Source organism: Haloferula helveola (genome assembly GCF_037076345.1).
In the GTDB taxonomy this organism is placed as follows: Bacteria; Verrucomicrobiota; Verrucomicrobiia; order Verrucomicrobiales; family Akkermansiaceae; genus Haloferula; species Haloferula helveola.
In genome coordinates this window covers 3,241,073-3,265,016 of record NZ_AP024702.1, presented here as the reverse complement: position 1 = coordinate 3,265,016, position 23,944 = coordinate 3,241,073, and the positions used below count along the sequence as shown (strand labels likewise).

Genomic DNA, 23,944 nt, shown 5'->3' with positions numbered 1-23,944 from the left:
CCGCTGTGAGGGGTCGCCCTGCTTCGGCTTGTTCGATTATTGATCTTTGGGTTGCAGCCGGCGCGGGAACTCGTGGTCAAGCAGTGCGAAAGGCCAGAATGGATTCATGTCCCCCGAAGTGACTGCTCCAGATCGCCCGCCAAAAACGAACCCCGTCTTGCCGTCTACGCGGTGGAGAAAACAGGAGTCGCCAACCCGCTCAAATCTCATTGACGGCCACTTACCTGGGTATCGGGGCAGATGGAGATCAATGATGCCGTCAGGCTGTATGACCACCTTTCCCGAATAGTCGTTCGAGCCCATTCCCATCTCGGACAGCGTTACGGTTCCGTCAGATCGAAATATGATCGCTGTATCGGAATCCATACCGGCGAGTTGTCCCTGCCGAGAGACAAACGTGAAAAGATCGTTCGCCTCAAGAAGCTCGGCAATCGAATCAGCCGGCGCAATGTAGATGGCCTCGCCTGACGAAAACAGCGACGCTAACGGGTGGGATTCATCCCAAGGAGCCTCCTGATGCTCCGGCGATTGCTTGATAGCGTCGCTGTGCTTGTCGCAGGAAGCTAACGTCAAGGCCCCAATCGCAATGAGGAATCTCATTCTGAATCGAACGTCAGAGAACAGGCGACCCCGACCCTCATGGCGGCGCTCCCGATTCCCGTTGCCGGATGGGACCACCAAAACGGAAATTCGACAAGGCCGCTGTAAGGGGTCGCCCTGCTTCGGCTTGTTCGCTTTTTGATTTCTTCACCGGATGGCTACGCCTTCCAGGTTCCGACACCGGCGTAGAGAAGCCTGCTGTGGTCGGGGGAGAAGAAGAACATGTAGTGACGACCACTGCCGGACAGCGGCTCAAACTGCTCGGAGGCGGTGAAGAAGCTCAACGTCGGGCACTCGTCCTCAGGGCCGTTGACAAACGCGAGAATGGTCTCCTTGTGTTCGTCCTCGATCAGCATCCGCTCGATCGTCTGTCGACCAAAGGGAATCAGATCTGGTCCTCGGCAAATCTTCTGGCGGCGCGCCTCGTCGAGCAGTGGATGACCCTCGACCTTCTGGAGCAGGCTGGCGATCAACCCATCACCAGAACGGTCCTCCCCGGTGATCTTAGTCATTTGTAGCGAACGTTGAAGGTGAGACGCGCAAGCCGCGCCCGGTAGGAATCAATCAGATCCGGCCGCGTCTGGCGACTCCGATTCAACACGGGCGCTGATCGGCGTCGATCCTCCACCGCCTTGTTCTGCTTTGACTATTCGGCTGCGGACTCCGCCAAGCGGATACGCTCCAAGAGCGCCGTGAAGGTAGCATCGTAGTCACTGCGATCGAAGACGAACGTGGTCGGATCATAGACAGGTTTAAATCCCTCTCCAGCGCCGGAGAAGCCTAGCCCGGACCAGAACACCCTCTTCGGTCCAACGAATATTCGTGTCCAGATCCCGCCGCAGCCCTCCCAACCGCAGTCGCTGCACGCCAAGAGCGGTAGTAGGCCAGCCCAGCGCCCTCGGTATCCGGGATGGTGGCCAGTGCGATAGGCATCCTCACGCCCACGGACAATCCAGGCGGAAACACCAACAAATGTTCCATCAGGGTTGCTCGCTTGTGGACTCGCCATCAGCTGGGGCTCCAGCCGCCTCATACGCTGCCAAACGGACTCGGAATCGATCTCGAAGTCCACGATGGCGTCTGGCTCACCCTCGCAAATCGGTGACGAGCGCACCACAAATGACAGCTGGTTGCTCATCCATTTCAGCAGAACGTCAAAACTGAGGCGACCCCGGTAACCGCACCGGGAGCGCTGCGAGCAATCAATCAGCACCCAAAGGTGGCGGCAAGCGCGCAACACGGCCGCTGATAGGGGTCGCCCTCCAGTAGCTTGTTCGCTTCGTCTATTGTCCGACACCTCAACGGCCCGCCGTCCAATAGAACGCCCCAGCGGTTGCTGCCGTCCACCAATAGAATGCAATCAACGCGACCACGACAATCGAGGCGATGATTGCAGCACGAAGGCCATCTAGATCGGCCCCCCGCCAAAGTAGAACGCCTAGCCAGATGGGCGGAATCAGGATCGCCCACCAACCCCAGCTCCTGATGAACACTGAAACCGGATTCCAGATGTAATGAGGGGCATCCGGGTAGCCATGAACTTTGAGCATGGCCATGGTGATCAGCGTCCCTCCGCAGATCACCGCAAACTGCAGAAGTAAAGCGACGGTCAAAGGGTTACGAAAGCCGTTCCAGAACATCTCTTCAGCGAACGTCAAAGCTGTGGCGACCCCGGTGACCTCACCAGGGCAGCCAGGAACAACCAAGCAGCTCCCGAAGCTGGCGGCAAGAACGCAACAAAGCCGCTGATAGGGGTCGTCCACCAGCGACTTGTTCTCCGATTGGATTATTCGGTCAGAAAGGCGCGAATCGAGGAATCGACCGGAATCAGGAACTCCTCCCAGCCCTGATCCTCTTCAAACTCGTAGCTCTCGTGCTCGAAAATGAAGATCCCCGGCAAAAGAGTGCCGGTCTCCGAAAAGACGTATCCGCTGGCGTCGCCGTTGCCCCAATCGACAAACGGCACGAAGCGCTTGGCAAGCTCGGGGTGAGTCTCCTGGAACCAATCTCGGATCTCGGACGCGTGTTCGGGAAGCTTCGAGATCGGCAGGAAGAACCAATCGGTCTCGCCATCTCGGGAGGTGCCAAAACCGTCGTATTCCGAATACAGCTCCTTGAACTCATCCGGCATCGAGTAGCCAATCGCCTTCTCGAACTCTGCGATCGATGCTGCCGACGCGGGAGAACCGAGGACGAGCGAATCCGGATCGTCAGCGTTGTCGAGCTTGTGAAATGCGACGATGCGCTTGTGCCATTCGGACATGGTGGTGGACTCTTGCGATGTAGAGTGACTCGGCTTGTCGCAGCCGCAAAGCGTCACGAAGGAAATTGTGATGACGCCCAATTGAGAGAACATTTTCTGGAGAACGTCAAAACTGAGGCGACCCCGGTAACCGCACCGGGAGCGCTGCGAGCAATCAATCAGCACCCAAAGGTGGCGGCAAGCGCGCAACACGGCCGCTGATAGGGGTCGCCCTCCAGTAGCTTGTTCGCTTCGTCTATTGTCCGACACCTCAACGGCCCGCCGTCCAATAGAACGCCCCAGCGGTTGCTGCCGTCCACCAATAGAATGCAATCAACGCGACCACGACAATCGAGGCGATGATTGCAGCACGAAGGCCATCTAGATCGGCCCCCCGCCAAAGTAGAACGCCTAGCCAGATGGGCGGAATCAGGATCGCCCACCAACCCCAGCTCCTGATGAACACTGAAACCGGATTCCAGATGTAATGAGGGGCATCCGGGTAGCCATGAACTTTGAGCATGGCCATGGTGATCAGCGTCCCTCCGCAGATCACCGCAAACTGCAGAAGTAAAGCGACGGTCAAAGGGTTACGAAAGCCGTTCCAGAACATCTCTTCAGCGAACGTAAAAGCTGTGGCGACCCGGTAACCTCGCCAGTGCAGCCACGGACAATCAATCAGGTTCCGATGCTGGCGGCAAGAACGCAACAAAACCGCTGATAGGGGTCGTCCACCAGCGCCTTGTTCGCTTTGTCGTTTGCCCTAGGGAGAGTGCTCAGAGGGATCTGTCCTCGAGACGTGGATCGACGTCCGCCTCCGGGCGCCGAAAGCATACCCGATCAGTGCAAAGCCGAAAGCAGGAATCAGGCTCCCGAGGCCTGCGACCAGTCCCGCAATCGGGATAGACAGGATGATGTCCGAAGTCCTCCGGAAGTCGGCCAATACCAAATAGACACAAACCCAGCCACAAAGCAGCGATGCACCCCATGCTTCCGTGCAAGTCCTCCCGAGACCTCGGCCCGCCAACCCTCCTCGCCATGAGATCCAGATGGAGACCGCGAGGGACGGAAGGAGGATGCTCGCAACGATAGCGGGCAGATCACCAAGTTTCGATGATCGGGCGATGCTCGCAAATATGCCCGTTGGAACACCTGGTAACATTTCTTTAGCGAACGTTGAAGGCCTGGCGACCCGCTACCGGGAAGACCCCTCCGCTTCTGGTTGAGATTTGTCAGCACCTTCCGAATCCGACTCGCGGCTGGTAGCGGGTCGTCCAGCGCCGCCTTGTTCGGCTTCCGGCATATCGTCATTGAGAGCTACTTCGTAACCCGTGGGCTTGCCATCCTGCACTACGAATCGAACTGTTACAGAGACCGGGCGATGCTTGTAGGTGGCATCTATCGTAATCTCCATGCTCTCAAGAGTCTTTGAATTGGCCAACCAGACCATTCCGTGCCCACTCGGCGCGATCTGATGCTCTTCCTCGTTCTTGTGCAGTAGCATAAGGCCGTCGAAGAATGGGCTTGCGCTGTGAACGCTTCCAATTGAGACGCCAACGGTCGGTGTGCCATCAAAACGAAACTGATCCGTCAAACTAAGCCCGACACCCCAGTTGGAGTCATCATTGCTGTAGGCGAGGATGATCAGGTCCTTCGCAAAGGGTTCAGCATCGGCATTTGCTGGCTTGAGCGACTGTGCCGAGGCATTGAGCGCGGCCATGCTAACCAAGGTGAGCACGAACAAGGCTACGAATCGGGAGCTGGTTTTCATTACGAACGAAGCATGGCGATCTCTGCCGAACGTCAAAGGTGACTCGCGCGCGTTAGCGCGTTGAGTCCACCGACTTGTTCGCTTCCTGTTTGAATGGTGTTACGAGGTCATGTTCTTCCGCATACCTCTCAAGCTTTTCTGCCAGCGCGTCGGGATTCGACCAGTAGGCCTTGTCAAGCTCGTCAAGCCGAATGCACCACGCAGCCTCTTTGTATCCCTCTTTTGGGTAGTCCTTAATCAGAGAATTCCGAAGAGCTCTGTCCGTTGGCACCTGACCATCTTCGAATAAGAGTTCGGCAGCCTCGCGAAGTAGTCTCAAGCTCTCAAATGCGTTCACCTCAAGCAGTGCATCAATGACATCACTGTAATGCTCGCCCGAGCTATTGGTGAAGAACTGATGAAACCCGCCGTTGTAAACTTCTCCTTCAAGGATTCCGATGCACCAATAGGTGCGCTCCGCAGGATTTAGCCCCTTATAGCCCTCTTCGGTTTTGTGGACTCGAAGAACGAGTGACTTCCAGAGCTCCCTGACCGGGTTATACTCTTTCTGCTTCTTATAATATTCTTTGGCTCTTTCCAAGTTCTCGCGATTCCCCTGCTTGCAGGGCATGCAGACACCTCCAGTAGCCTGCGCTGTCGTCGGCAGGATGAGCGCTCCACATTTCGTGCACGGGACTTTGGTGCTCATTTTTTTAGCGAACGTTGAAGGCCTGGGACCCGCTACCGGGAGCGCCCCTCCGCTTCTGGTTGAGGTTTCTGGCCACCCTCCGAATCCGACTCGGAGCGGGTAGCGGGTTCTCCAGCGCCGCCTTGTTCTGCATTGTTGGTTTTGGGCTCTGGGCCGAAGCGGACCGTGACCCAAGGTGTCATAGCGGTGTCAAATAGCTTCAAGGGCTCTTTGTAGAGATCGCCGAGTTCAACACTGGCCGTCCCGAGATCCGGATGAACGGCAGTAATGGCGCCAATCAGATCGAGATGGACCTCAGGCAAATCAAGAAGGTAGTTCATCGTCGTGGTTGCCGGATACTGGAGCACCGCTGTTCCGGATCCATCAGTTCGTGGATTCGCCGGTCCCTGAACATCGCTCTCGGTGAATCCGCCCTCGCCAAGTCGCATCAGCGCGACGGCGGCACCTTCGATTGGCTTGCCGTTGGCATTGAGGACAGTGACGACAACTGGAATTCTCGGCGCTCCCGCCCGGATGTAGTCGTCGTCGGCCAGCGTGTAGACACAAAGTGGTTGGGGCGGATACTCGCCCTCCAGCTCAGCAACGACGAACGGGGCAAGCGACACGCTACAGCAGCAACCGATGATGAGGAGCGCTTGTCTCATTCTCAGCAGAACGTCAGAGGAATGGCGGCACCGGTGAACTGAAATCGGCACCCCTTCCTGATTAAGGCTAACGAACCATCAAATCGGATTTTCGACAAGGCCGCTGTAAGGTGTCGCCATCTCCGACTTGTTCTGCATTCATTTGTCCCGATCCTTAGGTTCACCTTCTCGAAAATCACGCTTCAGAAGATCCTTAACGTTCGGGAGCTTCCCGAGTAATCTCGCCCCAGCAATGGGTCGTTCAATGCCTCCTTCAGACTCCTTGGCAGGGAAAACCGTAAAGCCCCGATGCTCCATCTCGACGACAAACAGGAGCTCTCCATCAATACGAACTGCAAAGTAGTCGACAAGCACATCGAGTAGCTCAGGCGGCTCGAGCTCCTTGGCATCAAATGCTCGGCGGATACGATCAGAATTGGTGGGATTGAGCTCCTTCGTTCCTTTGATCTTGTAGATGCGGATAGCTTCTCGCTTCTCTTGAAACTCAAGCTCGAAAAAAGTAACGCCCTTCTTCTCAGCCTTCGGCTTCGCATCCACCATTGCAAGTAGCGCCAAGACAGCGAAGAAAATAGCTAGAGCATGCTTCATTCTGAAATATTCAGCAGAACGTTTGAGGACAGGCGGCGCCGGGCCTTAAAGCGGCGCTCCCGAACTCTGTTGAAGGCAATGAATCACCAAAACCGATTTTCAACAAGGCCGCTGGTAGGCGTCGTCCTGCTCCGACTTGTTGGCCTTGGTTGGTCTAGCTACTTGCCCGCAACCTTGCCCAGGATCTTGGCTTCATCGAGCCCGCCCCAGTAGCGACTGTCCAGAGCGTTATCAACGTTGTCGCCGAGGACAAAGTAGCTCCCGGCAGGGATCTTGAATGGGAACGACACCGGACCCGGTGCTGCAGGACTCAAGTCACCATCAGGGGCGTGGTAACCTGCTATCGCTACGTGGGCTGGACGCTCCACAAGCTCTCCGTCGATCAAAAGGGATCCGTCGCGGAAGTTGACAGTCTCTCCCGGCAAGCCGGCAATCCTCGACGCCCAACTACCACCACTTCCGGTGGGTGCCTCGAACAACACAACGTCCCATCGTGCAGGCTTCGAGCCACGGTATGCTGCTGGCTCGATCGTAATCAGTTCGCCTCGCGTGATTGACGGCTCCATGCTCGCCGATTCGTATCGCAGCTCGCTCTTGGTGCATGAAGTGATCAGGCCCGATGAGAGAATCGCGGCCAAGGTGCAAAGGCGCATCGCAGGGGAGTCTAATTTTTGGGCCAACGTCAAAGCCCACCGGACCGCTGCCCGGGAGCGAGGCTTCGACTGTGGGTTGAAGGTTGAACGATCATAGCGGCTGGAACTAGAGGCGGGGCAGCGGTTCGGTGCGGCGGCTTGTTGTGCCTTTCTTCGTTTTGCTTGGAGGCTCACTGCTCCGAATACCACTCGGCATTCCGCAAGTAATCCGAAAAGCTGGGGTGAAGCACGGCCACTTCAGGATCATCGTGAGCCACGTAAAGGACAGGAGAAGGCCGACCTGCCGACCTGGACAGGCACAGGAAATCCCCATTGCCGATCGCATAGAACGGAATGAAATCCTCGGTGAAATTCGGGTTGTTGGCGGCCTCCCAGTCGTAGGTGGCGGTCATCTCATTGGCTGGGAGATGGTCCCCGGTGACGTTGTAGAATGGGAGCAGCTTCCTGAACGCGATGAATTCAGGGGGAAGATCCGCTCCGAACGCTTCAAGAATCTTGGCGGTATCGTCAGCCGAGAATCGAGGATCGTGGGCCGTCGATCTGCGATGCCTCTCGGCGGTCAGTTCTTCGACTTCAGCATCCGTCATATTCTTTGCACAACAGTGTTATTAGTCAGACGGGAGGGTGATATGCCGGGATGGCAATCGCTTCTGTCTTGAGGCCCAATGGAACCCCCAGACGTTGGAAGATCAAGGGGGAACGGCGGTTTCGGGGGAGCTGCATTGAGGATCTTGTTTCGTTCAGAGCTTTGAATTTTCTGGAGGTGCGTGGCAACCGATATGCGTCGCGAATCGGGATCGATGGCGCCACCGATAGCACCGATGCTGCACAACCTTGGAATACGAACATAAACGAAGTATCGATTTCTCTCTGGACTGCAAATAGGTTTCAAGTGAACAGTGTTCACATGAAACCTTCAAAGCGTTTCTTCGATTGGCGGAAGGATCTCAGCGCATCGCGGGATGTCGACCCGCGGGAGCGGGCCGGTTTCCAGTTGCTGCTGGAGTGGTTCGAGAAGTGGCGCATCGGTCGGGACCTCCCGCCGGGGCGTGCCGCAGCGCGGAGGTTTTGGAGGGAACAAGTCCAGCTCAAGCCGCGAGAGGCATGGCAACTCCAACAGTGGGCACATGCGATCAAGTGGCACCTCCGTTGGCTCCAGGCCTGTGAGCAGGCGGGTGGCACGGCCACCACTCTGGAGGAACGGGTCAGGCTCGCGGTCAACTCGGCGGCATCGCGGCGCGGACTGGCCTATCGCACCCGTCAGTCCTACTCCGGTTGGGCAGGTCGCTACGCGCGGTGGGCGGGAAGTGCGAAGGAAACCCTCAAACCGCTCAAGGCGCGGGATTTCCTGTCGTGGCTGGTGACGGAAAGGAAGGTTTCTTTCTCCACCCAGAAGCAGGCACTCAACGCGCTGGCCTTTTTCTTCAAGGACGTCTGCGGACATGAGGAGGTGGATCTGAAGGTGGTCTTGCGCAAGACCCCACCACGCATCCCGGTGGTGCTCGATCGGAGCGAGGTGGCGGCTCTTTTCAGCCATCTCGAGGAGCGCTATCAATTGCTTGCGCGGATCCAGTATGGTTCGGGCCTGCGGATGGCAGAGCTCCTGCAATTGCGGATCAAGGACGTGGATCCCGGGCGGCGCCAGGTCACGGTTCGGGAAGGCAAGGGCCATCAGGATCGCGTGACCGTGCTCCCGGGATCGGTGATTGACGATTTGGACCGCCACAAACGGAAGTTGCGTGAGGTTCACGAGCACGACCGCAGGGAAGACGCACCGGGAGTCGCGCTACCCGGTGCGCTGGAGTGGAAGCTGCGCGGGGCGGGCAAGAAGTGGGAGTGGTTCTGGTTGTTTCCGTCGGAAACCCTGTCGGTGGATCCGGAGTCCGGGGTGACGCGCCGGCACCACATTCACCCGGATGCCTACTCGAAGGCGCTTGCCAGGGCGGCGAGGGCGGCGGGGATCGAGAAACGGATGACCAGCCACGTGTTGCGGCACTGTTTCGCCACCCACCTCCTCGAAGACGGCAAGGACCTGAGGACGATCCAGCAATTGCTCGGACACAAGGACATCCGCACCACCGAAATCTACACGCATGTGGCAACAGGCGTGGGAGCATCCGGTGTGAGGAGTCCGCTGGATGAGAGCGTAGAGCGTGGAGCAGGGAGCGGAGAGCGGAGAGCGGAGAGCGGAGAGCGGAGAGCAGGGAGCGGAGAGTCTGGATCGAATCAAGGCTGCGCCTTGAGCTGAGAAGTCTTGGAGGTCCCACGAGATGCCGCGTGAGGCGGGGTTTCTGGGATGGAGCCACGTCCGCCTGCGCCCCTCCGGGGCTCCGAATCAACCACCACTCTGAATCCACGGGGTGAACCCCGTGGCTAAATGCCGTCGCCCCTTCGGGGCTGTGGAAATCCCGCATCCCGCATCCCGCATCCCGCATCCCGCATCCCGCATCCCAACTCACTGACCACTGACCACTGCCCACTGCCCACTGCCCACTGCCCACTGCCCACTGCCCACTGCCCACTGCTCCCTGCTCCCTGCTCCCTGCTCCCTGCTCCCTGCTCCCCAGCCACCGTGCGCGTCCTGAAATAGCCTGCAACGGCTGCACGTAGGCCCACCGGCATGAAGCGTTCCCTGTCCGCGTTGTTTCTGGCGCTGCCCCTTCTCGGGCAGGGCGAGGAGAGTGCGGAAATCTCCTTCAACCGGGACATCCGGCCGATCCTCTCGGAGAATTGCTTCCATTGCCACGGGCCCGACTCGGCCGCCCGGGAATCCGGGTTGCGGCTCGACACCTTCGAGGGTGCGGTCGAGGGCGGCGACACCGGACCGGCGATCGTTCCGGGGAGAGCGTCCGAGAGCCTGCTGGTCGAGATGATCCACAGCACCGACCGCACCGAGCGCATGCCGCCGCCGAAGTCGAACCGGGTACTCACCGACGCGCAGAAGCAATTGCTCGAACGCTGGATCGATTCCGGCGCGAAGTACGAGAAGCACTGGGCCTACCTCCCTCCGGAGCGGGCCGACGCGGACTTCGGCGACTCCCACCCGGTGGATCATTTCGTCCGGGAGAAGCTCAAGGGCACTTCTCTCGAACCGAGCCCGGAAGCACCGCCCGAAGTGCTGATCCGCCGAGTATCGCTCGATCTGATCGGCCTGCCGCCGACGCCGGAGGAGACGGCGGCATTCCTCACCGAGTTCGCCAACGGTCCGGACGCGGCCTACACCGCGTTGGTCGATCGCCTGCTCGCCTCCCCCCGCTTCGGCGAACGTTGGGCGCGGCCGTGGCTCGATCTCGCGCGCTACGCCGACTCGAACGGGTTCCAAGCCGACCAGCTCCGCGACTCATGGCCGTATCGCGACTGGGTGATCGACGCGATCAACGCGAACCTTCCCTACGACCGCTTCACCATCGAGCAGATCGCCGGTGACCTGCTGCCCGAGCCGACTTTGGCAAACCGGATCGCGACCGGCTTCCACCGCACCGTGCCGTGCAACGTCGAAGCCGGTGTGGATCCCGAGGAAAACCGGGTGAACCAGGTCGTCGACCGCGTCAACACGACGGCCACGGTCTGGCTCGGCCTCACTCTCGAATGCGCCCAGTGCCACGATCACAAGTACGACGCACTCTCGATGGAGGACTACTATTCGTTCTTCGCGTTCTTCAACAACACGCCGCTCGAGGTCGAACTGCCGAGCGGCAAGACGGACGTGTCGCACGACTTCGTCGGCCCCTTCCTCGACCTGCCGCTCGCCGGTGGGAAAAAGGAGGAACAGCAGCGGTTGACCAAGGAAATCGAGGAGCTGCGCAAGCAGTTGAACAGCCGCGATGCCGGCCCGTCCTTCGAACAATGGGCGAAGGAAGCCCGGGCATCCCTCGCGGACCCTCCCCGCTGGGCGCCGCTGGAAGTCGCGGGATTCGAATCGACCGGTGGCGAGGACCATCAGGTGCTCGAAGACCACTCGGTGCTGATCTCCGGCAACCTTCCCGGCACCACCGTTTACACGGTGAAGCTCGAGAGCCCGTCGGAGCCGCTGTGGGGCTTCCGTCTCGAAACCCTCACCCACCCCGAGCTTCCCGGCAAAGGTCCGGGACGGGGCGACGAGGAACGACCGAACTTCGTGCTCAACGAATTCGAGGTGCAGGCAGCGCCGACCGGCTCGGACAAGGCGGCAGCGGTCGAGCTTTTCAACGCCAAGGCCGATTTCTCTCAGGACAAGTGGCCGGTCGCCCACGCGATCGACGGTGAACCGCGCACCGGCTGGGCCATTGCCCCCAAGTTCGGAAAGCCGCACCACGCGACCTTCCTCACCCGCTCGCCGGTGTCGCCGGGCAGCGTGCTGAGTGTCGAACTGACCCAGAACTACGGCCGGGGCCGTACTTTGGGCAGGGTCCGGATCCTCGGGCTCGTCAGCCCCGACGGTCAGGAACCGCTGCCGGAGCCGGTAGTCCGGATTCTCACGAAGGAGCCCGGCGCCCTGACCAAGGCCGAGAAGAAACAGCTACGCGACCATTTCAACACCAGCAATCCGGAGCGCCTCGCGATGCAGTCGAAGCTGGAGGAACTCCAGAAGCGCCTCTCGAAGCTCAAGCCGGACCAGGCCCTGGTGATGGTGGAAATGAACGAACCGCGGGAAACGCGGATCTTCGATCGCGGCAACTACCTGAGCCCGGGTGACGAAGTCGGACCGAACACCCCGGCCACCCTGCCCGGTCTCAAGACCACCGGCGCTACACCCGACCGTCTCGATCTCGCGCGTTGGCTGGTGCGACGCGACAATCCGCTGACCGCGCGCGTCGCGGTGAACCGTTGGTGGTCCGCCCTCTTCGGCCGCGGACTGGTCGCCACCCTCGAGGACTTCGGGACCCAGTGCGAACCGCCGACCCACCCCGAGCTTCTCGACTGGCTCGCGGTCGAGCTCATGGACTCCGGCTGGAATCGCAAGCACGTGCTGCGCTCGATGGTGACGTCCGACACCTACAAGCAGTCGTCGCGGATCAGCTCGGTCGACCGGGAGATCGATCCCGACAACCGCCTCTACGCCCGGGCGCCGCGGTTCCGACTGAATGCCGAGCGGGTGCGCGACAACGCCCTCGCCTTCAGCGGCCTGCTTTCCGGGAAAATGCACGGCCCGCCGGTCATGCCCTACCAACCTCCGGGTGTCTGGCGGCAGGTCGGCCGCAATGAGCCGAAGTGGATCGAGAACCGCGACGAAGACCGCTGGCGCCGTGGAATCTATGTCGTTTACCGCCGCGCCGCCCCCTACCCCAGCATGGTCAACTTCGATGCGCCCGACAGGGCCGCGTGCACCGTCGACCGCCCGCGCACCAACACTCCCCTGCAGGCGTTGACGCTGATGAACGACCCGGCCTTCGTCGAGATGGCCGTTGCCTTCGCCGACCGCGTGCTCGGAGAAGCCGGCACCGACACCGAGCGCATCGCGAGCGCATTCGGGTTCGCGCTGGCGCGAAAGCCATCGCAGGCCGAGTCGGACCGCCTGCTCGAGCTCCTCGCCGGACAGCGCGCTCGCCTCGCCGCCGACCCGAAGGCCGCCGCGGCGCTGCTCGACGACAAGTCGATCGCCTACCGTCCGAAACACGCGCACAAGACCGAGTTGGCCGCGTGGTACTACGTGACCAGTACGATCCTGAACCTCGACGAAACCATGACGAGGCCATGAGCGACCCGTTTTCACAGACTCCTCCCGCAATCCGCCAGGCGCTGCTGCGCGACCTGACCCGACGGACCTTCTTCCAACGGGCGGGCTTCGGACTCGGCGGTGCCGCGCTCGGTTCGATGATGAGCAGCGACGCCCTCGGCGCCGGAGCCGACCCGCTTTCCCGTCTCGGCCTGCACCACGCACCGAAGGCGAAGAGCGTGATCTTCATCCATATGGTCGGCGCGCCGTCACACCTCGACCTCTTCGACTTCAAGCCCGAGTTGCAGAAGCGCAGTGGCGAGCTGTGTCCGGACGAGTTCTTCGCCGGCAAGAAGCTCGCCTTCATCCGCGAGCAACCGAACCTGCAAGGCACGCCTGCCGAGGACCGGTTCGCGTTCAAGCGCTGCGGGCAGTCGGGTGTCGAAATCTCCAACCTGCTCCCGCATCTGCAGGGCGTGGCCGACGACCTGTGCTTCATCAAGTCGCTCCACACCGAGCAGTTCAACCACGCGCCGGCACAGCTGTTCTCGCTGACCGGTTTCAACCGCTTCGGCCGCCCGAGCATCGGCTCGTGGGTGACCTACGGGATCGGCAGTGAGAACCGGAACCTGCCGGGATTCGTCGTGCTGATCACCGGCCAGGTCCTCGGCGCCGGCAACTCGGCGTGGGGATCCGGTTTCCTGCCGACCGTCCACCAAGGCGTCGAGTTCCGCTCGCAGGGCGACCCGGTGCTTTACCTTTCCGACCCGAACGGCATGACTCGCGGCGACCGCCGGAAGGTGGTCGATGCGGTCAAGGATCTCAACGGCATGCACCTCGACGACGTCGGCGATCCCGAAATCGCGACCCGCATCGCGCAGTATGAAATGGCCTACCGCATGCAGGCATCGGTGCCGGAACTGATGGAGATCGACTCCGAGCCCGAGTCGATCCACGAGATGTACGGCACCCAGCCGGGCAAGACGAGTTTCGCCAACAACTGCCTGCTCGCGCGCCGGCTCGTCGAGCGCGGGGTGCGCTTCGTCCAGCTCTTCGACCAAGGCTGGGACCACCACAACAGCGTATTCAAGAACCTGCCGAACAAGGCCAAGCAGGTCGACCAACCGATCGCCGCACTGATCAAGGACCTCAAGCAGCGCGGCATGCTCGACGACACCCTCGTCGTGTGGAACGCCGAGTTCGGACGCACGCCGATGGCGCAGACGAATAACGGCTCAGGACAATCGACGGCGATCGGCCGCGACCACCACAAGGAGGCCTACACCGTGTGGATGGCCGGTGGTGGAACCAAGCCCGGCCACATTCACGGAGCGTCGGACGAACTCGGCTACAACGTCGCGCGCGATCCGGTGCACGTGCATGATTTCAATGCCACCCTACTGCACCTGCTCGGCATCGACCACGAGCGCCTGACCTTCCGCTACCAAGGCCGCCAGTTCCGCCTGACCGATGTCCATGGCAAGGTGGTCGACGGGGTTCTGGCGTAAGGAAGCCGGAACACCTAGATTCCGGGTTTCGGCGGACCGATCGTCTCGCCCTCGACAAAGCGGGCGGTGGTGGCCGTTTGCCGGAGGTCCTTTTTCCCACGGCTGATGTTGTCGGCCCAGCGGACGATGCGCCGGACCACCGGGCCACTGTCCCACGCGATGCGTGTGACCTTTGGTCGGCACCATTCGAATGACGGGTCCGAGTCCGTGCAGATGAGCGAAACGTCCGCCGGCACCCGGATGCCCCGGTTGCTGAGAAAGTGCTGCACCGCGGTGTAGAGTTCGACTTCGTCGACCAGCAACGCGGTCGGCGGAGTCAGCGCGAAGAGCGACGACAATGACTGGTGCAGGCTCTCCGGATTATCTTCCCAGTGCGGCAGGTGGTAGGAACTCGGTTCGATGCCGCCCTTCCCGAGTTCCTCGAGAAAAACGCGCTCGGCAGCACCGGGTTGAGGAAGTCGACGCGCCGGCCGGCAGATCATCGCCACCCTGCGGTGACCGAGCTCGATCAGCTTGCGCGTCGCCTGTGCAACCGCCGGCAGCTTGTCCGGACCCACCCCCGCGATCTGCAAACGCCGGCGCCGGCCGAACATCGCGAAGGTCGGGAAGCCGCGCCCGATCATCCACTTGAGCAACTCCTGGGATCCGGCGAGCACGATCCACGCGTTGACCTCGGCGCCGCGGATGATCCGGTTGGTCCGGCCATCTCCTCCGGCGCGGTTCATCAACGGACACCTCACGACCCGGACCGAGTGCCCGGCATTCATCAGCAGGTGCTGCAGTTCCACAAGGTAGTGGAGCCGGATATCCGCCTCATCCGCGTGCAAGATTCCGATGACGAGGGTCTTGGACCCTCTTGTCCCGTGGATGGCGATCTGACGCCGCTTCCCCGACCCGGGGCGCACTACGAGACCCTCTTCCTCCAGCTTCCGCAGCGCTGCCGTGACCGTCTTGAAATTGACCCCGATCTCCGAAGCCAAGGCATGCACGCCGGGCAAGCCGCCGCCCCACTTGCCGCGGGCGATCTCCTCCCGCAGGTGATCGGCAATTTGTTCGGAAATGCTAAGAAAACCGCCCTGCTTCAAGGCTTCATGTGTTCCATAATATGGAATAGATGGCAACCAGATTCAGATTGCCGGACCTGCGACGGATACGGTTTGGCTCTCTATCCCGAAACCGATAAAACGCATGATACCATCAAAACCCCGAACCGTCTGGGGCCGGATCCTGATCCCGGCCCTTCTCTCCCTGCCCGCGCTGCAGGCTCAGGTCACTCCGGGCTTCGAACTCAACTTCGATGCCCAGAATCCCGCGAGCGCGATCAGCAGTGCGAGCTGGATTTCGACGACCGCCAACTCCAGCCATGACTTTGGCTTCGGCGGCGATGTGAGCCTTGAGTCAGTGACCACCGGACTGTCGGGCATCACGAATGCCTACCGCTTTACCGGCGGCGGTGGTGACTCCGACAACTTGACCTGGAACGGCCTTTTCGGAGAAGGCGACGCGACGACCTGGGAGTTCTGGCTGAAACCGACCGACACGGGTGACGCCAACCAAGTGATCTACGAAAGCGGAGGATCCGGAACCGGTTTCGCCATCTGGTATGAGACCGGCACCGCGTCCGACGACTCGGGTACCGTTCATTTCACCATCGACGGCGGCAGTGGCGCATCGATCGAAACCGTCAGCGCGGTGATCGACACCACCGAGTTTCGCCAGATCGTTCTGGTATATGACGAGGCTGCGGGCGGCGGCTCGATCGACAGCATGGAAATCTACGTCGATGGAGCGCTGGTGGACGACAACCTGACGGCGACCGCTTTCGACGACGCCTCGAACGACAACGACAATACCGCACTCGACGACTACTGCGGCGGTGACGGAACCGGTCTTGGAAACGCCAACAACAGTTTGGCGGAAACCGCAAGTGACGGCGAGTTCGACGGCGACATATCGATTTTCCGGGTTTACGGCTCGCAGGCGCTCACCGCGGGCGAGGTTCTCGCGAACTACCAGGCGCTTTCCGGTCCTGACACCGCAGCCCCGACCATCAGCTCGACCGATCCGACCGACGATGCGACCGGCATCTATCCAGGTGCGGTGCTCGTCGCGACCTTCAACGAAGTTATCCAGGCCGGCACCGGCAGCATCACGATCATCGAGGATCCTTCGGGCGCCGCCACCTCGACGCCGATTGCGATTGGTGATTCGCAGATCACGATCTCGGGCAAGGAACTCTCGATCGATCTGAGTTCCAATCTGGCGTTCGGCACCGAATACGAAGTGCAGATTCCATCGGGGGTCGTGACCGACACCGCCGACACTCCGAATGACTTCGACGGCACCTCGGCGGGTCAATGGACCTTCACCACCGTCGCGGTGGATGGGACCGCCCCGGTAACGACCACCTTCGATCCGGTTGACGACTCGACCGAAGTGCTGCTCGACACCACCCTCACTGTCACCTTTGACGAAGACGTCCTCCTGAACTCCGGCGCCTCACTGGTGCTTCTCGACGAGGACTTCGAAGCCGATGGCGGCAACTTCACGACCGTTGGCACGCCCAACGACTGGGCATGGGGCGCTCCGAACTCGGACAACGACGCCGGCCTGATCATCACCACCGGCAACAATGGCTCGACCAACTGCTGGGCGACAGCACTCGGCGCCGGCGGCACGCCTTCGGGCACGATCAACACTGCTGCCGATTCGATCCTCCAAGGCCCCGACGCGGCCGGCAGTGGCGTCGATCTCACCGGCGTGGCATCCGCCCAACTGCAGTTCGCCGCCGCGGTGGACTCGGTCGACGGTGACACCATCGAGGTCCTCGTCAAAGAAGTCGGAACCGACACCCTGCTCTACACGGTACCTGCCAGCTCGCTGACTCCGCCGGTGACCTCCGACTGGGCGACCTACGGGCCATTCGACATCTCCGACGCCGTCGGACACAACGTGTATTTCGAATTCCGATATGTGGGCACCAGCAACCTCTACATCGGTCTGTATATCGACGACCTGCTCGTCACCGGAATCGACGGCGCGAACGCGATCACGCTCAAGAACCTCACCGACGGTGTCGACACGGTCATCCCGATCGACGATGCCTCACAGGTCTCGGTCAGCGGTTCGACTGTCACCATCACCCCGACCGATCCGCTGACGGCGGCGGTCAACTACGCGGTGCGCATCGGCTCGACGGCAATCCGCAACTACAACGATCTCGATTTCGCCGGCATCGCCGACGACACGACGTGGAGTTTCTCGACGGCTTCTTCGACGCTCTACATCGGCGACAACAACAACAAGAACGACCGCTGGAACAACCCGGCCAACTGGGACGTGGGAGTTCCTTCTGGAGGACTCAGCCCGACCATCGCGGCGGCCAACCCGTGGGTGACCGTCTGGAGCGCCAGCACGCCGACCTACACCGGCGACCTGACGATGGAACCGAACACGACCATCCAGGTCGGCTGGACGAACAACTTCGTCGAGTCCTGGAACTGCCTCGGCACCGCCGGATCGACCACGATCACGATGGGTGACGGTGTCCTGATCAAAGGTCGCACCAGCGGAACCCCCGATGTGCCAGCGATCGTGCTCCAGGGAGACGTCACCTTCAGCTGCGGTGAATCGACCCAGACACCGGCCAGCCCGAACTTCGGCGAACCGATCACCGGAGCGCACCAGTTCACGCTGCAGTCCAACGCCAGCGGCCCGACCGTGGTCTTCGACGCCAACAACACCTTCAGCCATCTGGTGATCCGTGGCATCAACGGACGCGGCGGCAGCCACGGTACGGTGCGGGCAAGCGCGGCCGGCTCCTTGGGAGCGGGCAACGTGACTCTCGAGTCCGCGGCAAGCAACGATGCGACGCTCAAACTCGAGTTCGACGCATCCGGAGCGATGGACGCCGCCGGGACGCTCAACATCGACGCCAAGGGACCGTCCGGCGACGGCTCCAACCGGATTCAGATGGACGCTGACAACACAATTAACCTGCTCAACATCCAGGGCTTCCCGTTCCCCGCCGGCACCTACGGCCGGGTCGGAACACCGGCCACCGTCGACTACGAAGCTGCCTGGATGAGCGGCGACAGCGTGCTCACCGTGACCAGCGCGCCCGCCGACGCCGCAGCGCCGGTGGCGACGGTCACCGACGACTCGGTCAACGGCGAGGTCTTCCTCTCCCTCCAGCCGTCGGTCACCTTCTCGTTCACCTTCGACGAAGCGATCACGACCTCGGCGACCACCGCAGACTTCTCGAGCAGCGGCTCGGCTCCGGTGACGATCGACAGCGTCACCCAGACCGATCTCAACGTGATCGAAGTGGTGGTGACCGCCAGCGGCACGGGCACCATCGCCCTGCAGGCTGACGGCAGCGCGTCATTCGACGACCTGTTCGGCAACAGCCTGACCGGGCCTGTGCTCGACGACAGCACCGTGACCGTCCGCGACATTGGCGACCTCAGCACGCAGCTCGGGGTTCTCAGCCTCACTAACAACAACGGGATCAACCCGGCGACCGGAAACCTGTGGCAGATCGGCGACAACTACCGTCTCGCCTTCGTCACCAGCGGAACGACCGACGCGACCTCGAACGACATCGCCACCTACAACACCCTCGTGCAGAACGCCGCCAACGCGAGTTCCCTCGGTCTCGGGTCGGCAAGCTGGTTCGCGATCGCATCGGCCGCGGGAGATGGCGGAGGAATCCCGGCCGTTGACGCACGCACCAACACCTCCACCAATCCCGGTGTCGACGGCACAGGCGAGCCGATCTACCTCATGAACGGAACCACGATCGCTGCCAACGACTACAGCGATCTTTGGGACGGAGTGACGAACAACCACATCAACCGCGACGAGGAGAACGCCGCACGTCCCACCAATACCATTCCGTTGTTCAATCCCTACGGAGGTGTATGGACCGGCACCAATGACAACGGGACCGCCAACGCCGCCCTCGGCGTTGCCAGCCCGCGCTTCGGCATCTTCAGCGCCGAGACGAAGTTCTGGGAAAGCCGCGGGACATCCGGCCAAGCAACCGAGGCCGCCCTCTACGGGCTCTCCGAGGTGCTGACCGTAAGTGCTGCCGGCCCGCCGGACACCACGGACCCGACGCTCGTCTCGATCGCCGACGACGTCGGTGGCGGTCCGATCACCACCTCCGACACGGTGGTCTACACCGTGACCTTCGACGAGCCGATCAACGACGGCACCGTTGAAACCGGGGACTTCGAAGACGGTGGCACGTCCGCCGCAACCATCGACAGCGTCGCCACCACGGGCGACCCGGCGGTCTTCGAGGTGACGGTTTCGCCCGGTGTGGCCGGTGACCTGATTCTTCAGATCGCCTCCGGTGCGGTGATCGAGGATCTTGCCGGCAACGCGCTCGACACGACCTCGGCGCTTCAGGACGACACCACCATCACGGTCACGGCGGGCACGCCTTACACGATCTGGAGCGGTGGCGCGTTGTTCGAAGACGACGCCAACGGCGACGGGATCTCGAACGGCATGGCCTTCATCCTCGGCGCGGCCGATGTGAATGCCAACGCCGCCGGCCTGCTTCCGCAACCGGGAACCGAACCCGGCTTCCTGACGCTGAGCTTCGAGCGCCTCGACGGCATCGCTCCGGTGGTGCTGAGCATCGACTACAGCGGCGACCTCGGCTTCGGAAACACCGACGTGATTCCGCTGACCAGCCAGACGCTCGGCAGCGGCGTCGTGGTGGAAGTGGTCGACGGCAGCCCGACGGACTCCGTGACGGTCAAGATCCCCGACAGCTTCGCCTCCGGCAACGGCACCCTCTTCGGTCGCCTGAGCGCCACCGAGAACTGATCTTCCGATCGATCACCCGAAAAAACCTGCGGCGGCCTTCCTGACGGGAGGCCGCCGTTTTTGTCGGAGACGGGCTGCCTCCCCGGAAGGCTTGGCATTGACGAAAGGCCGGGCTTACCGCTAATACTGTTCGCATGATCAGTCGTCTGTATTCCGCAGCGCTTCGGGGTGTCGAGGCCCTCGAGGTGGAAGTGGAGGTCAATGTGCGCAACTCCGAGACTCCCACCGTGGTGGTCGTCGGGCTGCCGGATGCGGCGGTTCGCGAATCCTCACAGCGGGTGATTTCCGCCGTCTCCGCCTCCCCGCTGCGGATGGCGGACGGGACCAAGACGGTCAACCTCGCCCCTGCGGACGTGAAGAAGGAAGGGCCGTCCTTCGACCTGCCGATCGCCCTGGCGATGGCGTCGGCCTCCGAAGAAGTCGAGTTGCCCGGGGAGGACTGCTGCATCGTAGGAGAACTGGCGCTCGACGGCTCGGTGAGGCCGGTGAAAGGCGTGCTCTCGATCGCGCTGGAAGCGAAGGCCCGCGGCCGGCGGCGGGTGCTGGTTCCCGAGGCGAACGCCCCTGAAGCCGCCGTCATCGAAGGCGTCGACATCTACCCGATCCGAAATCTCTATCAGGCATGGCGGTTCCTGATCGGCGAGGAAACGATCGAGCCGGTCCGTATCGACCGCACCCGCTTCTTCGGAGAAAGCCGGAGCTACGAGGTCGACTTCGACGAGGTGAAAGGCCAGCACCACGTGAAGCGCGCGCTGGAGGTCGCGGTCGCCGGCGGCCACAACCTTCTGATGGTCGGACCTCCGGGCACCGGCAAGTCGATGCTCGCCAAGCGGCTGCCGACGATCATGCCGGACATGAGCGAGGACGAGGCGATCGAGGTCACCAAGATCCACTCGATCTCCGGCCTGCTCGATCCCAAGCGCTCCTTTCTCACCACCCGGCCATTCCGGTCGCCGCATCACACGATTTCCGACGCAGGCCTGCTCGGTGGCGGCACCAACCCCGGTCCCGGAGAGGTGTCACTGGCTCACCGCGGCGTGCTCTTTCTCGACGAACTTCCGGAGTTCCGTCGCCAGACGCTCGAGGTGATGCGCCAGCCGCTCGAGGACGGTCACGTCACGATTTCCCGCGCCGCCGGCTCCCTCACCTTCCCCGCATCGTCGATGCTCGTGGCCGCGCTCAATCCGTGTCCCTGTGGCTACTATGGAGACAGTAAGAGGGACTGCCGCTGCTCACCGCGGAAGATCGAGCAGTACCGGCAGCGGATCTCCGGGCCGTTGCTCGATCGCATCGATCTCCACGTCGACGTGCCGCTGGTCGACTACCGGGAACTTTCGGGAAAGGAGCGGGGTGAGAGTTCGGCAAGCATCCGCCAGCGGATCGTCACGGCACGGGAGCTTCAGCGGCGGCGGTTCGCCGGCACCGCGACCCGCACCAACTCCGGCATGGGGCCACGGCAGGTGCGCGCCTTCTGCGAACTGGATGCCGAAGGGTCGTCCTACCTCGAGCAGGCGATGGAGACCCTCAACTTCTCGGCCCGCGCCCACGACCGGATTCTGAAAGTCGCCCGGACCCTGGCCGATCTCGAGGACTCGGAACGGATCGCCACCCATCACGTGCTCGAAGCCATCCAGTACCGCAGCCTCGACCGGAATCTGTTCAACTAACAGCGACACCTGAAATGGGGAGAGCGGCTTTGAAAGCCGCTGCGTCGGAGATCGGATACCAGACTGAACCAGCGGCTTGCAAAGCCGCTTTCCCCACGCTCGCGCTTGGTTCTCGCTATCACTGTGCGATGGAGTCCAACATCCGCGAGATGACCGAGGCGCCGCACCGATGAGAACCTGGCTCGAACACTTCTGGTCGAGGTTGCGGACGAGCTTCTGGTTCGTTCCGGGGTCGCTGGTCGTGCTTTCCGCAGTGATCGCGCATGCCATCATCGCATTCGACCGTTCGGATGCCAGCGACAGCTTCACCCAGTGGCTTCAACCGGAGGCGGTTTCCGCCGACGGAGTCCGGTCGCTGCTTTCGACCGCCGCCACCGCGGTGCTGACGCTGGCCGGCTTGACCTTCTCGGCCACGCTGGTCGCGCTGACGCTGGCATCGAGCCAGTTCGGCAGCCGGATCCTCCGCAACTTCATCCGCTCGCTGCCCAACCAGTTCGCGCTCGGCATGCTGCTGGGCAACTTCGTATTCTGCCTGATCGTCCTGCGCGCGGTGCGCAGCGCGGAGGAAGGCGAGTTCATCCCGCACATCGCCACCCTCGGCGCCTTCCTCGCCACGCTCACCAGCCTGGCGACCTTCATCCACTTCGTGCATCACATTTCCGTCTCGCTGCAGGCGGACCGGATCATCTCGTCGATCCACTCCGAGCTCGACCAGGCGATCGAGCGGTTCTTCCCCGACTGCCGGCCGGAGGACCCGGACGAACGCAAGGCCGACCAGGAGAAGTCGGAGTGGGAGACGATCGAGAACGAAATCCCGATCAATGCGAACCGCAGCGGCTACATCGCCGCGATCAATGTCGAAGGACTGGTCGAGACCTGTGCGGAACTCGGGGTGCGTTGCCGCGTCTTGCTTCGTCCGGGACAGTTCGTGCAGGAAGGCAGCACCTTGCTCGCGGTGAGCCACGATGGCGACCTGGAGGATGCAGAGCTTCAGAGACTGCGCCGCGACGTCCTTCTCGACAGGATCCGCACCGCCGAGCAGGACTTCGAATTCTGCCTCCGCCAACTCGTCGAAGTCGCCTTGCGCGCCCTTTCGCCCGGTATCAACGATCCGTTCACCGCGATGAACTGCATCGACTATCTGGGCGATGCGCTGGGCAAAGTGGCGACCCGCAAGCTTCCGAAGCGCACCTTCAGCGATGCCGAAAAGGTTCCGCGGGTCCGCGTCCGTCCGACCGTCTTCGCCGATCTCCTCGGTGCGGCGTTCCATCAGATCCGCCAGGCCGCGGCGGACCGTGCGGACATCGCGATCCGGTTACTGGACGTGCTGGAAGAAATCGGAGACCGGGCGATGCTCGACACCCACCGGGATGCCATCGCCGAACATGCCGATGCCGTGCTCGCCTGCGCATCGAGCGTCGACGGCTGCGACCGCGAGCCGGTCGAAGCGGCCCACCGGCGGGTCATGGAGGCCCTTGGCCGGAGCTGAGGTCGACTCGGCAGCATTGGCTCGCCCGACGTGGGCATAGTATGGAGAGCGGCTTTGCAAGCCGCGGCATCATACCTGGATTCTCAATCAAATGCGCGGCTTACAAAGCCGCTCTCCACAGCGCCTTCGGCGCCGGAATGAACCGCAAAGTCGCCAAGACGCGAAGGCCGGGCGGACGCAGGTTTTGAAATTCCTCTGCTTTGCGCTTTTACGGTTCGGTCAATTGTCGCGTGGCCAGAACGCGGATCAGTCGGCTTAGCCTGAGATCTCTCCACCGCAGGACCAGCAGATGTCGAAGTTGCCCGGATTCATCTCACCGCATCCCTTGCATGCGACCTCCTCGTCGGAGCGCTCCCGGTTCGACTCGATGTGATCCCGGATGATGCCGAGGGCGCGCTCGTAGTCTTCGTCAGCCATCACGCACAACGCGGGGAAGAATTCGGGGATTGGGATCTCCGCCAGACCGGACGACTGGAGATGTTCGTTGCGCATCATCGTCGCGATCCCCTCGCCTTCCAACAGGTTCCGGAAATAGGTGACCTTGGTAAGGTCGGAGTCGCGGATAAGTTCCTTCATTGCGGCGACCCCAAGACGCAACAAATCCGCCGGTCCGACCAG

General features: G+C 61.9%; 19 protein-coding genes. 6 read left to right on the top strand and 13 right to left on the bottom strand.

Annotated elements, in window-relative coordinates:
• Positions 1-36 precede the first annotated feature (36 nt).
• From HAHE_RS12185 to HAHE_RS12135, 11 genes are all read right to left on the bottom strand, one after another.
• The gene (locus HAHE_RS12185; protein WP_338684825.1) at positions 37-600 is read right to left on the bottom strand and encodes a hypothetical protein; all 564 of its coding nucleotides are present in this window, start codon (positions 598-600) and stop codon (positions 37-39) included.
• A gap of 158 nt (positions 601-758) precedes the next feature.
• On the bottom strand, positions 759-1,112 hold the full coding sequence (locus HAHE_RS12180; RefSeq protein ID WP_338684823.1) for a hypothetical protein: 354 nt from the start codon (positions 1,110-1,112) through the stop codon (positions 759-761).
• 786 nt (positions 1,113-1,898) lie between these two features.
• Complete coding sequence (locus tag HAHE_RS12175) at positions 1,899-2,363, bottom strand: hypothetical protein (protein WP_338684820.1); 465 nt, start codon at positions 2,361-2,363, stop codon at positions 1,899-1,901.
• A gap of 23 nt (positions 2,364-2,386) precedes the next feature.
• On the bottom strand, positions 2,387-2,863 hold the full coding sequence (locus tag HAHE_RS12170; protein WP_338684818.1) for an SMI1/KNR4 family protein: 477 nt from the start codon (positions 2,861-2,863) through the stop codon (positions 2,387-2,389).
• 250 nt (positions 2,864-3,113) lie between these two features.
• Positions 3,114-3,455 carry a hypothetical protein gene (locus HAHE_RS12165; protein ID WP_338684816.1) on the bottom strand — a complete coding sequence of 114 codons (342 nt, stop codon included), beginning with the start codon at positions 3,453-3,455 and terminating at the stop codon, positions 3,114-3,116.
• A gap of 582 nt (positions 3,456-4,037) precedes the next feature.
• Positions 4,038-4,613, bottom strand: coding sequence for a hypothetical protein (locus tag HAHE_RS12160; protein ID WP_338684814.1), 576 nt, complete (start codon positions 4,611-4,613; stop codon positions 4,038-4,040).
• A gap of 52 nt (positions 4,614-4,665) precedes the next feature.
• On the bottom strand, positions 4,666-5,301 hold the full coding sequence (locus tag HAHE_RS12155) for a DMP19 family protein (RefSeq protein WP_338684812.1): 636 nt from the start codon (positions 5,299-5,301) through the stop codon (positions 4,666-4,668).
• A 32-nt stretch (positions 5,302-5,333) separates the two neighbouring features.
• On the bottom strand, positions 5,334-5,945 hold the full coding sequence (locus HAHE_RS12150) for an Ig-like domain-containing protein (protein WP_338684810.1): 612 nt from the start codon (positions 5,943-5,945) through the stop codon (positions 5,334-5,336).
• Between the two features lie 138 nt (positions 5,946-6,083).
• The gene (locus HAHE_RS12145) at positions 6,084-6,533 is read right to left on the bottom strand and encodes a hypothetical protein (RefSeq protein WP_338684808.1); all 450 of its coding nucleotides are present in this window, start codon (positions 6,531-6,533) and stop codon (positions 6,084-6,086) included.
• Between the two features lie 158 nt (positions 6,534-6,691).
• Complete coding sequence (lepB, locus tag HAHE_RS12140; RefSeq protein ID WP_338684805.1) at positions 6,692-7,186, bottom strand: signal peptidase I; 495 nt, start codon at positions 7,184-7,186, stop codon at positions 6,692-6,694.
• A 170-nt stretch (positions 7,187-7,356) separates the two neighbouring features.
• Positions 7,357-7,773: an SMI1/KNR4 family protein gene (locus tag HAHE_RS12135; RefSeq protein WP_338684803.1), complete on the bottom strand. Its 417-nt coding sequence runs from the start codon at positions 7,771-7,773 to the stop codon at positions 7,357-7,359.
• Between the two features lie 320 nt (positions 7,774-8,093).
• Here HAHE_RS12135 and HAHE_RS12130 point away from each other — a divergent pair, with 320 nt between their 5' ends.
• From HAHE_RS12130 to HAHE_RS12120, 3 genes are all read left to right on the top strand, one after another.
• Positions 8,094-9,434, top strand: coding sequence for an integron integrase (locus HAHE_RS12130; protein WP_338684801.1), 1,341 nt, complete (start codon positions 8,094-8,096; stop codon positions 9,432-9,434).
• Positions 9,435-9,806: 372 nt separating this feature from the next.
• The gene (locus HAHE_RS12125; RefSeq protein WP_338684799.1) at positions 9,807-12,863 is read left to right on the top strand and encodes a PSD1 and planctomycete cytochrome C domain-containing protein; all 3,057 of its coding nucleotides are present in this window, start codon (positions 9,807-9,809) and stop codon (positions 12,861-12,863) included.
• Positions 12,860-14,329, top strand: a complete 1,470-nt coding sequence (locus HAHE_RS12120; RefSeq protein ID WP_338684797.1) for a DUF1501 domain-containing protein — start codon at positions 12,860-12,862, stop codon at positions 14,327-14,329. The genes HAHE_RS12125 and HAHE_RS12120 overlap by 4 nt, the downstream gene beginning before the upstream one ends.
• Positions 14,330-14,343: 14 nt before the next feature.
• On the opposite strand, the gene HAHE_RS12115 is transcribed toward HAHE_RS12120, so the two are convergent.
• Entirely contained in the window at positions 14,344-15,414 is a 1,071-nt protein-coding gene (locus HAHE_RS12115; protein ID WP_338684795.1) for a substrate-binding domain-containing protein, read from the bottom strand.
• A 103-nt stretch (positions 15,415-15,517) separates the two neighbouring features.
• On the opposite strand from HAHE_RS12115, the gene HAHE_RS12110 reads away from it, so the two are divergent.
• The 3 genes from HAHE_RS12110 (at position 15,518) to HAHE_RS12100 (ending at position 23,326) form a co-directional block, all read left to right on the top strand.
• The gene (locus HAHE_RS12110) at positions 15,518-20,170 is read left to right on the top strand and encodes a beta strand repeat-containing protein (RefSeq protein WP_338684793.1); all 4,653 of its coding nucleotides are present in this window, start codon (positions 15,518-15,520) and stop codon (positions 20,168-20,170) included.
• A 134-nt stretch (positions 20,171-20,304) separates the two neighbouring features.
• Positions 20,305-21,837 (top strand): YifB family Mg chelatase-like AAA ATPase, encoded by a 1,533-nt coding sequence (locus HAHE_RS12105; RefSeq protein ID WP_338684791.1) that lies wholly within the window; start codon positions 20,305-20,307, stop codon positions 21,835-21,837.
• Positions 21,838-22,006: 169 nt separating this feature from the next.
• Complete coding sequence (locus HAHE_RS12100) at positions 22,007-23,326, top strand: DUF2254 domain-containing protein (RefSeq protein WP_338684790.1); 1,320 nt, start codon at positions 22,007-22,009, stop codon at positions 23,324-23,326.
• A 255-nt stretch (positions 23,327-23,581) separates the two neighbouring features.
• Here HAHE_RS12100 and HAHE_RS12095 read toward each other — a convergent pair whose 3' ends face one another.
• Positions 23,582-23,902 carry a DUF2007 domain-containing protein gene (locus HAHE_RS12095; RefSeq protein ID WP_338684789.1) on the bottom strand — a complete coding sequence of 107 codons (321 nt, stop codon included), beginning with the start codon at positions 23,900-23,902 and terminating at the stop codon, positions 23,582-23,584.
• Between the last annotated feature and the right edge of the window lie 42 nt (positions 23,903-23,944).

Bases quoted from the DNA above. Each gene is read 5' to 3' on its own strand.
- HAHE_RS12110 (WP_338684793.1), top strand. From the start codon at position 15,518: ATGATACCATCAAAACCCCGAACCGTCTGGGGCCGGATCCTGATCCCG.
- lepB (WP_338684805.1), bottom strand. From the start codon at position 7,186: ATGCGCCTTTGCACCTTGGCCGCGATTCTCTCATCGGGCCTGATCACT.
- HAHE_RS12145 (WP_338684808.1), bottom strand. From the start codon at position 6,533: ATGAAGCATGCTCTAGCTATTTTCTTCGCTGTCTTGGCGCTACTTGCA.
- HAHE_RS12125 (WP_338684799.1), top strand. From the start codon at position 9,807: ATGAAGCGTTCCCTGTCCGCGTTGTTTCTGGCGCTGCCCCTTCTCGGG.
- HAHE_RS12095 (WP_338684789.1), bottom strand. From the start codon at position 23,902: ATGAAGGAACTTATCCGCGACTCCGACCTTACCAAGGTCACCTATTTC.
- HAHE_RS12100 (WP_338684790.1), top strand. From the start codon at position 22,007: ATGAGAACCTGGCTCGAACACTTCTGGTCGAGGTTGCGGACGAGCTTC.
- HAHE_RS12120 (WP_338684797.1), top strand. From the start codon at position 12,860: ATGAGCGACCCGTTTTCACAGACTCCTCCCGCAATCCGCCAGGCGCTG.
- HAHE_RS12130 (WP_338684801.1), top strand. From the start codon at position 8,094: ATGAAACCTTCAAAGCGTTTCTTCGATTGGCGGAAGGATCTCAGCGCA.
- HAHE_RS12135 (WP_338684803.1), bottom strand. From the start codon at position 7,773: ATGACGGATGCTGAAGTCGAAGAACTGACCGCCGAGAGGCATCGCAGA.
- HAHE_RS12155 (WP_338684812.1), bottom strand. From the start codon at position 5,301: ATGAGCACCAAAGTCCCGTGCACGAAATGTGGAGCGCTCATCCTGCCG.
- HAHE_RS12150 (WP_338684810.1), bottom strand. From the start codon at position 5,945: ATGAGACAAGCGCTCCTCATCATCGGTTGCTGCTGTAGCGTGTCGCTT.
- HAHE_RS12170 (WP_338684818.1), bottom strand. From the start codon at position 2,863: ATGTCCGAATGGCACAAGCGCATCGTCGCATTTCACAAGCTCGACAAC.
- HAHE_RS12180 (WP_338684823.1), bottom strand. From the start codon at position 1,112: ATGACTAAGATCACCGGGGAGGACCGTTCTGGTGATGGGTTGATCGCC.
- HAHE_RS12105 (WP_338684791.1), top strand. From the start codon at position 20,305: ATGATCAGTCGTCTGTATTCCGCAGCGCTTCGGGGTGTCGAGGCCCTC.
- HAHE_RS12185 (WP_338684825.1), bottom strand. From the start codon at position 600: ATGAGATTCCTCATTGCGATTGGGGCCTTGACGTTAGCTTCCTGCGAC.
- HAHE_RS12160 (WP_338684814.1), bottom strand. From the start codon at position 4,613: ATGAAAACCAGCTCCCGATTCGTAGCCTTGTTCGTGCTCACCTTGGTT.
- HAHE_RS12165 (WP_338684816.1), bottom strand. From the start codon at position 3,455: ATGTTCTGGAACGGCTTTCGTAACCCTTTGACCGTCGCTTTACTTCTG.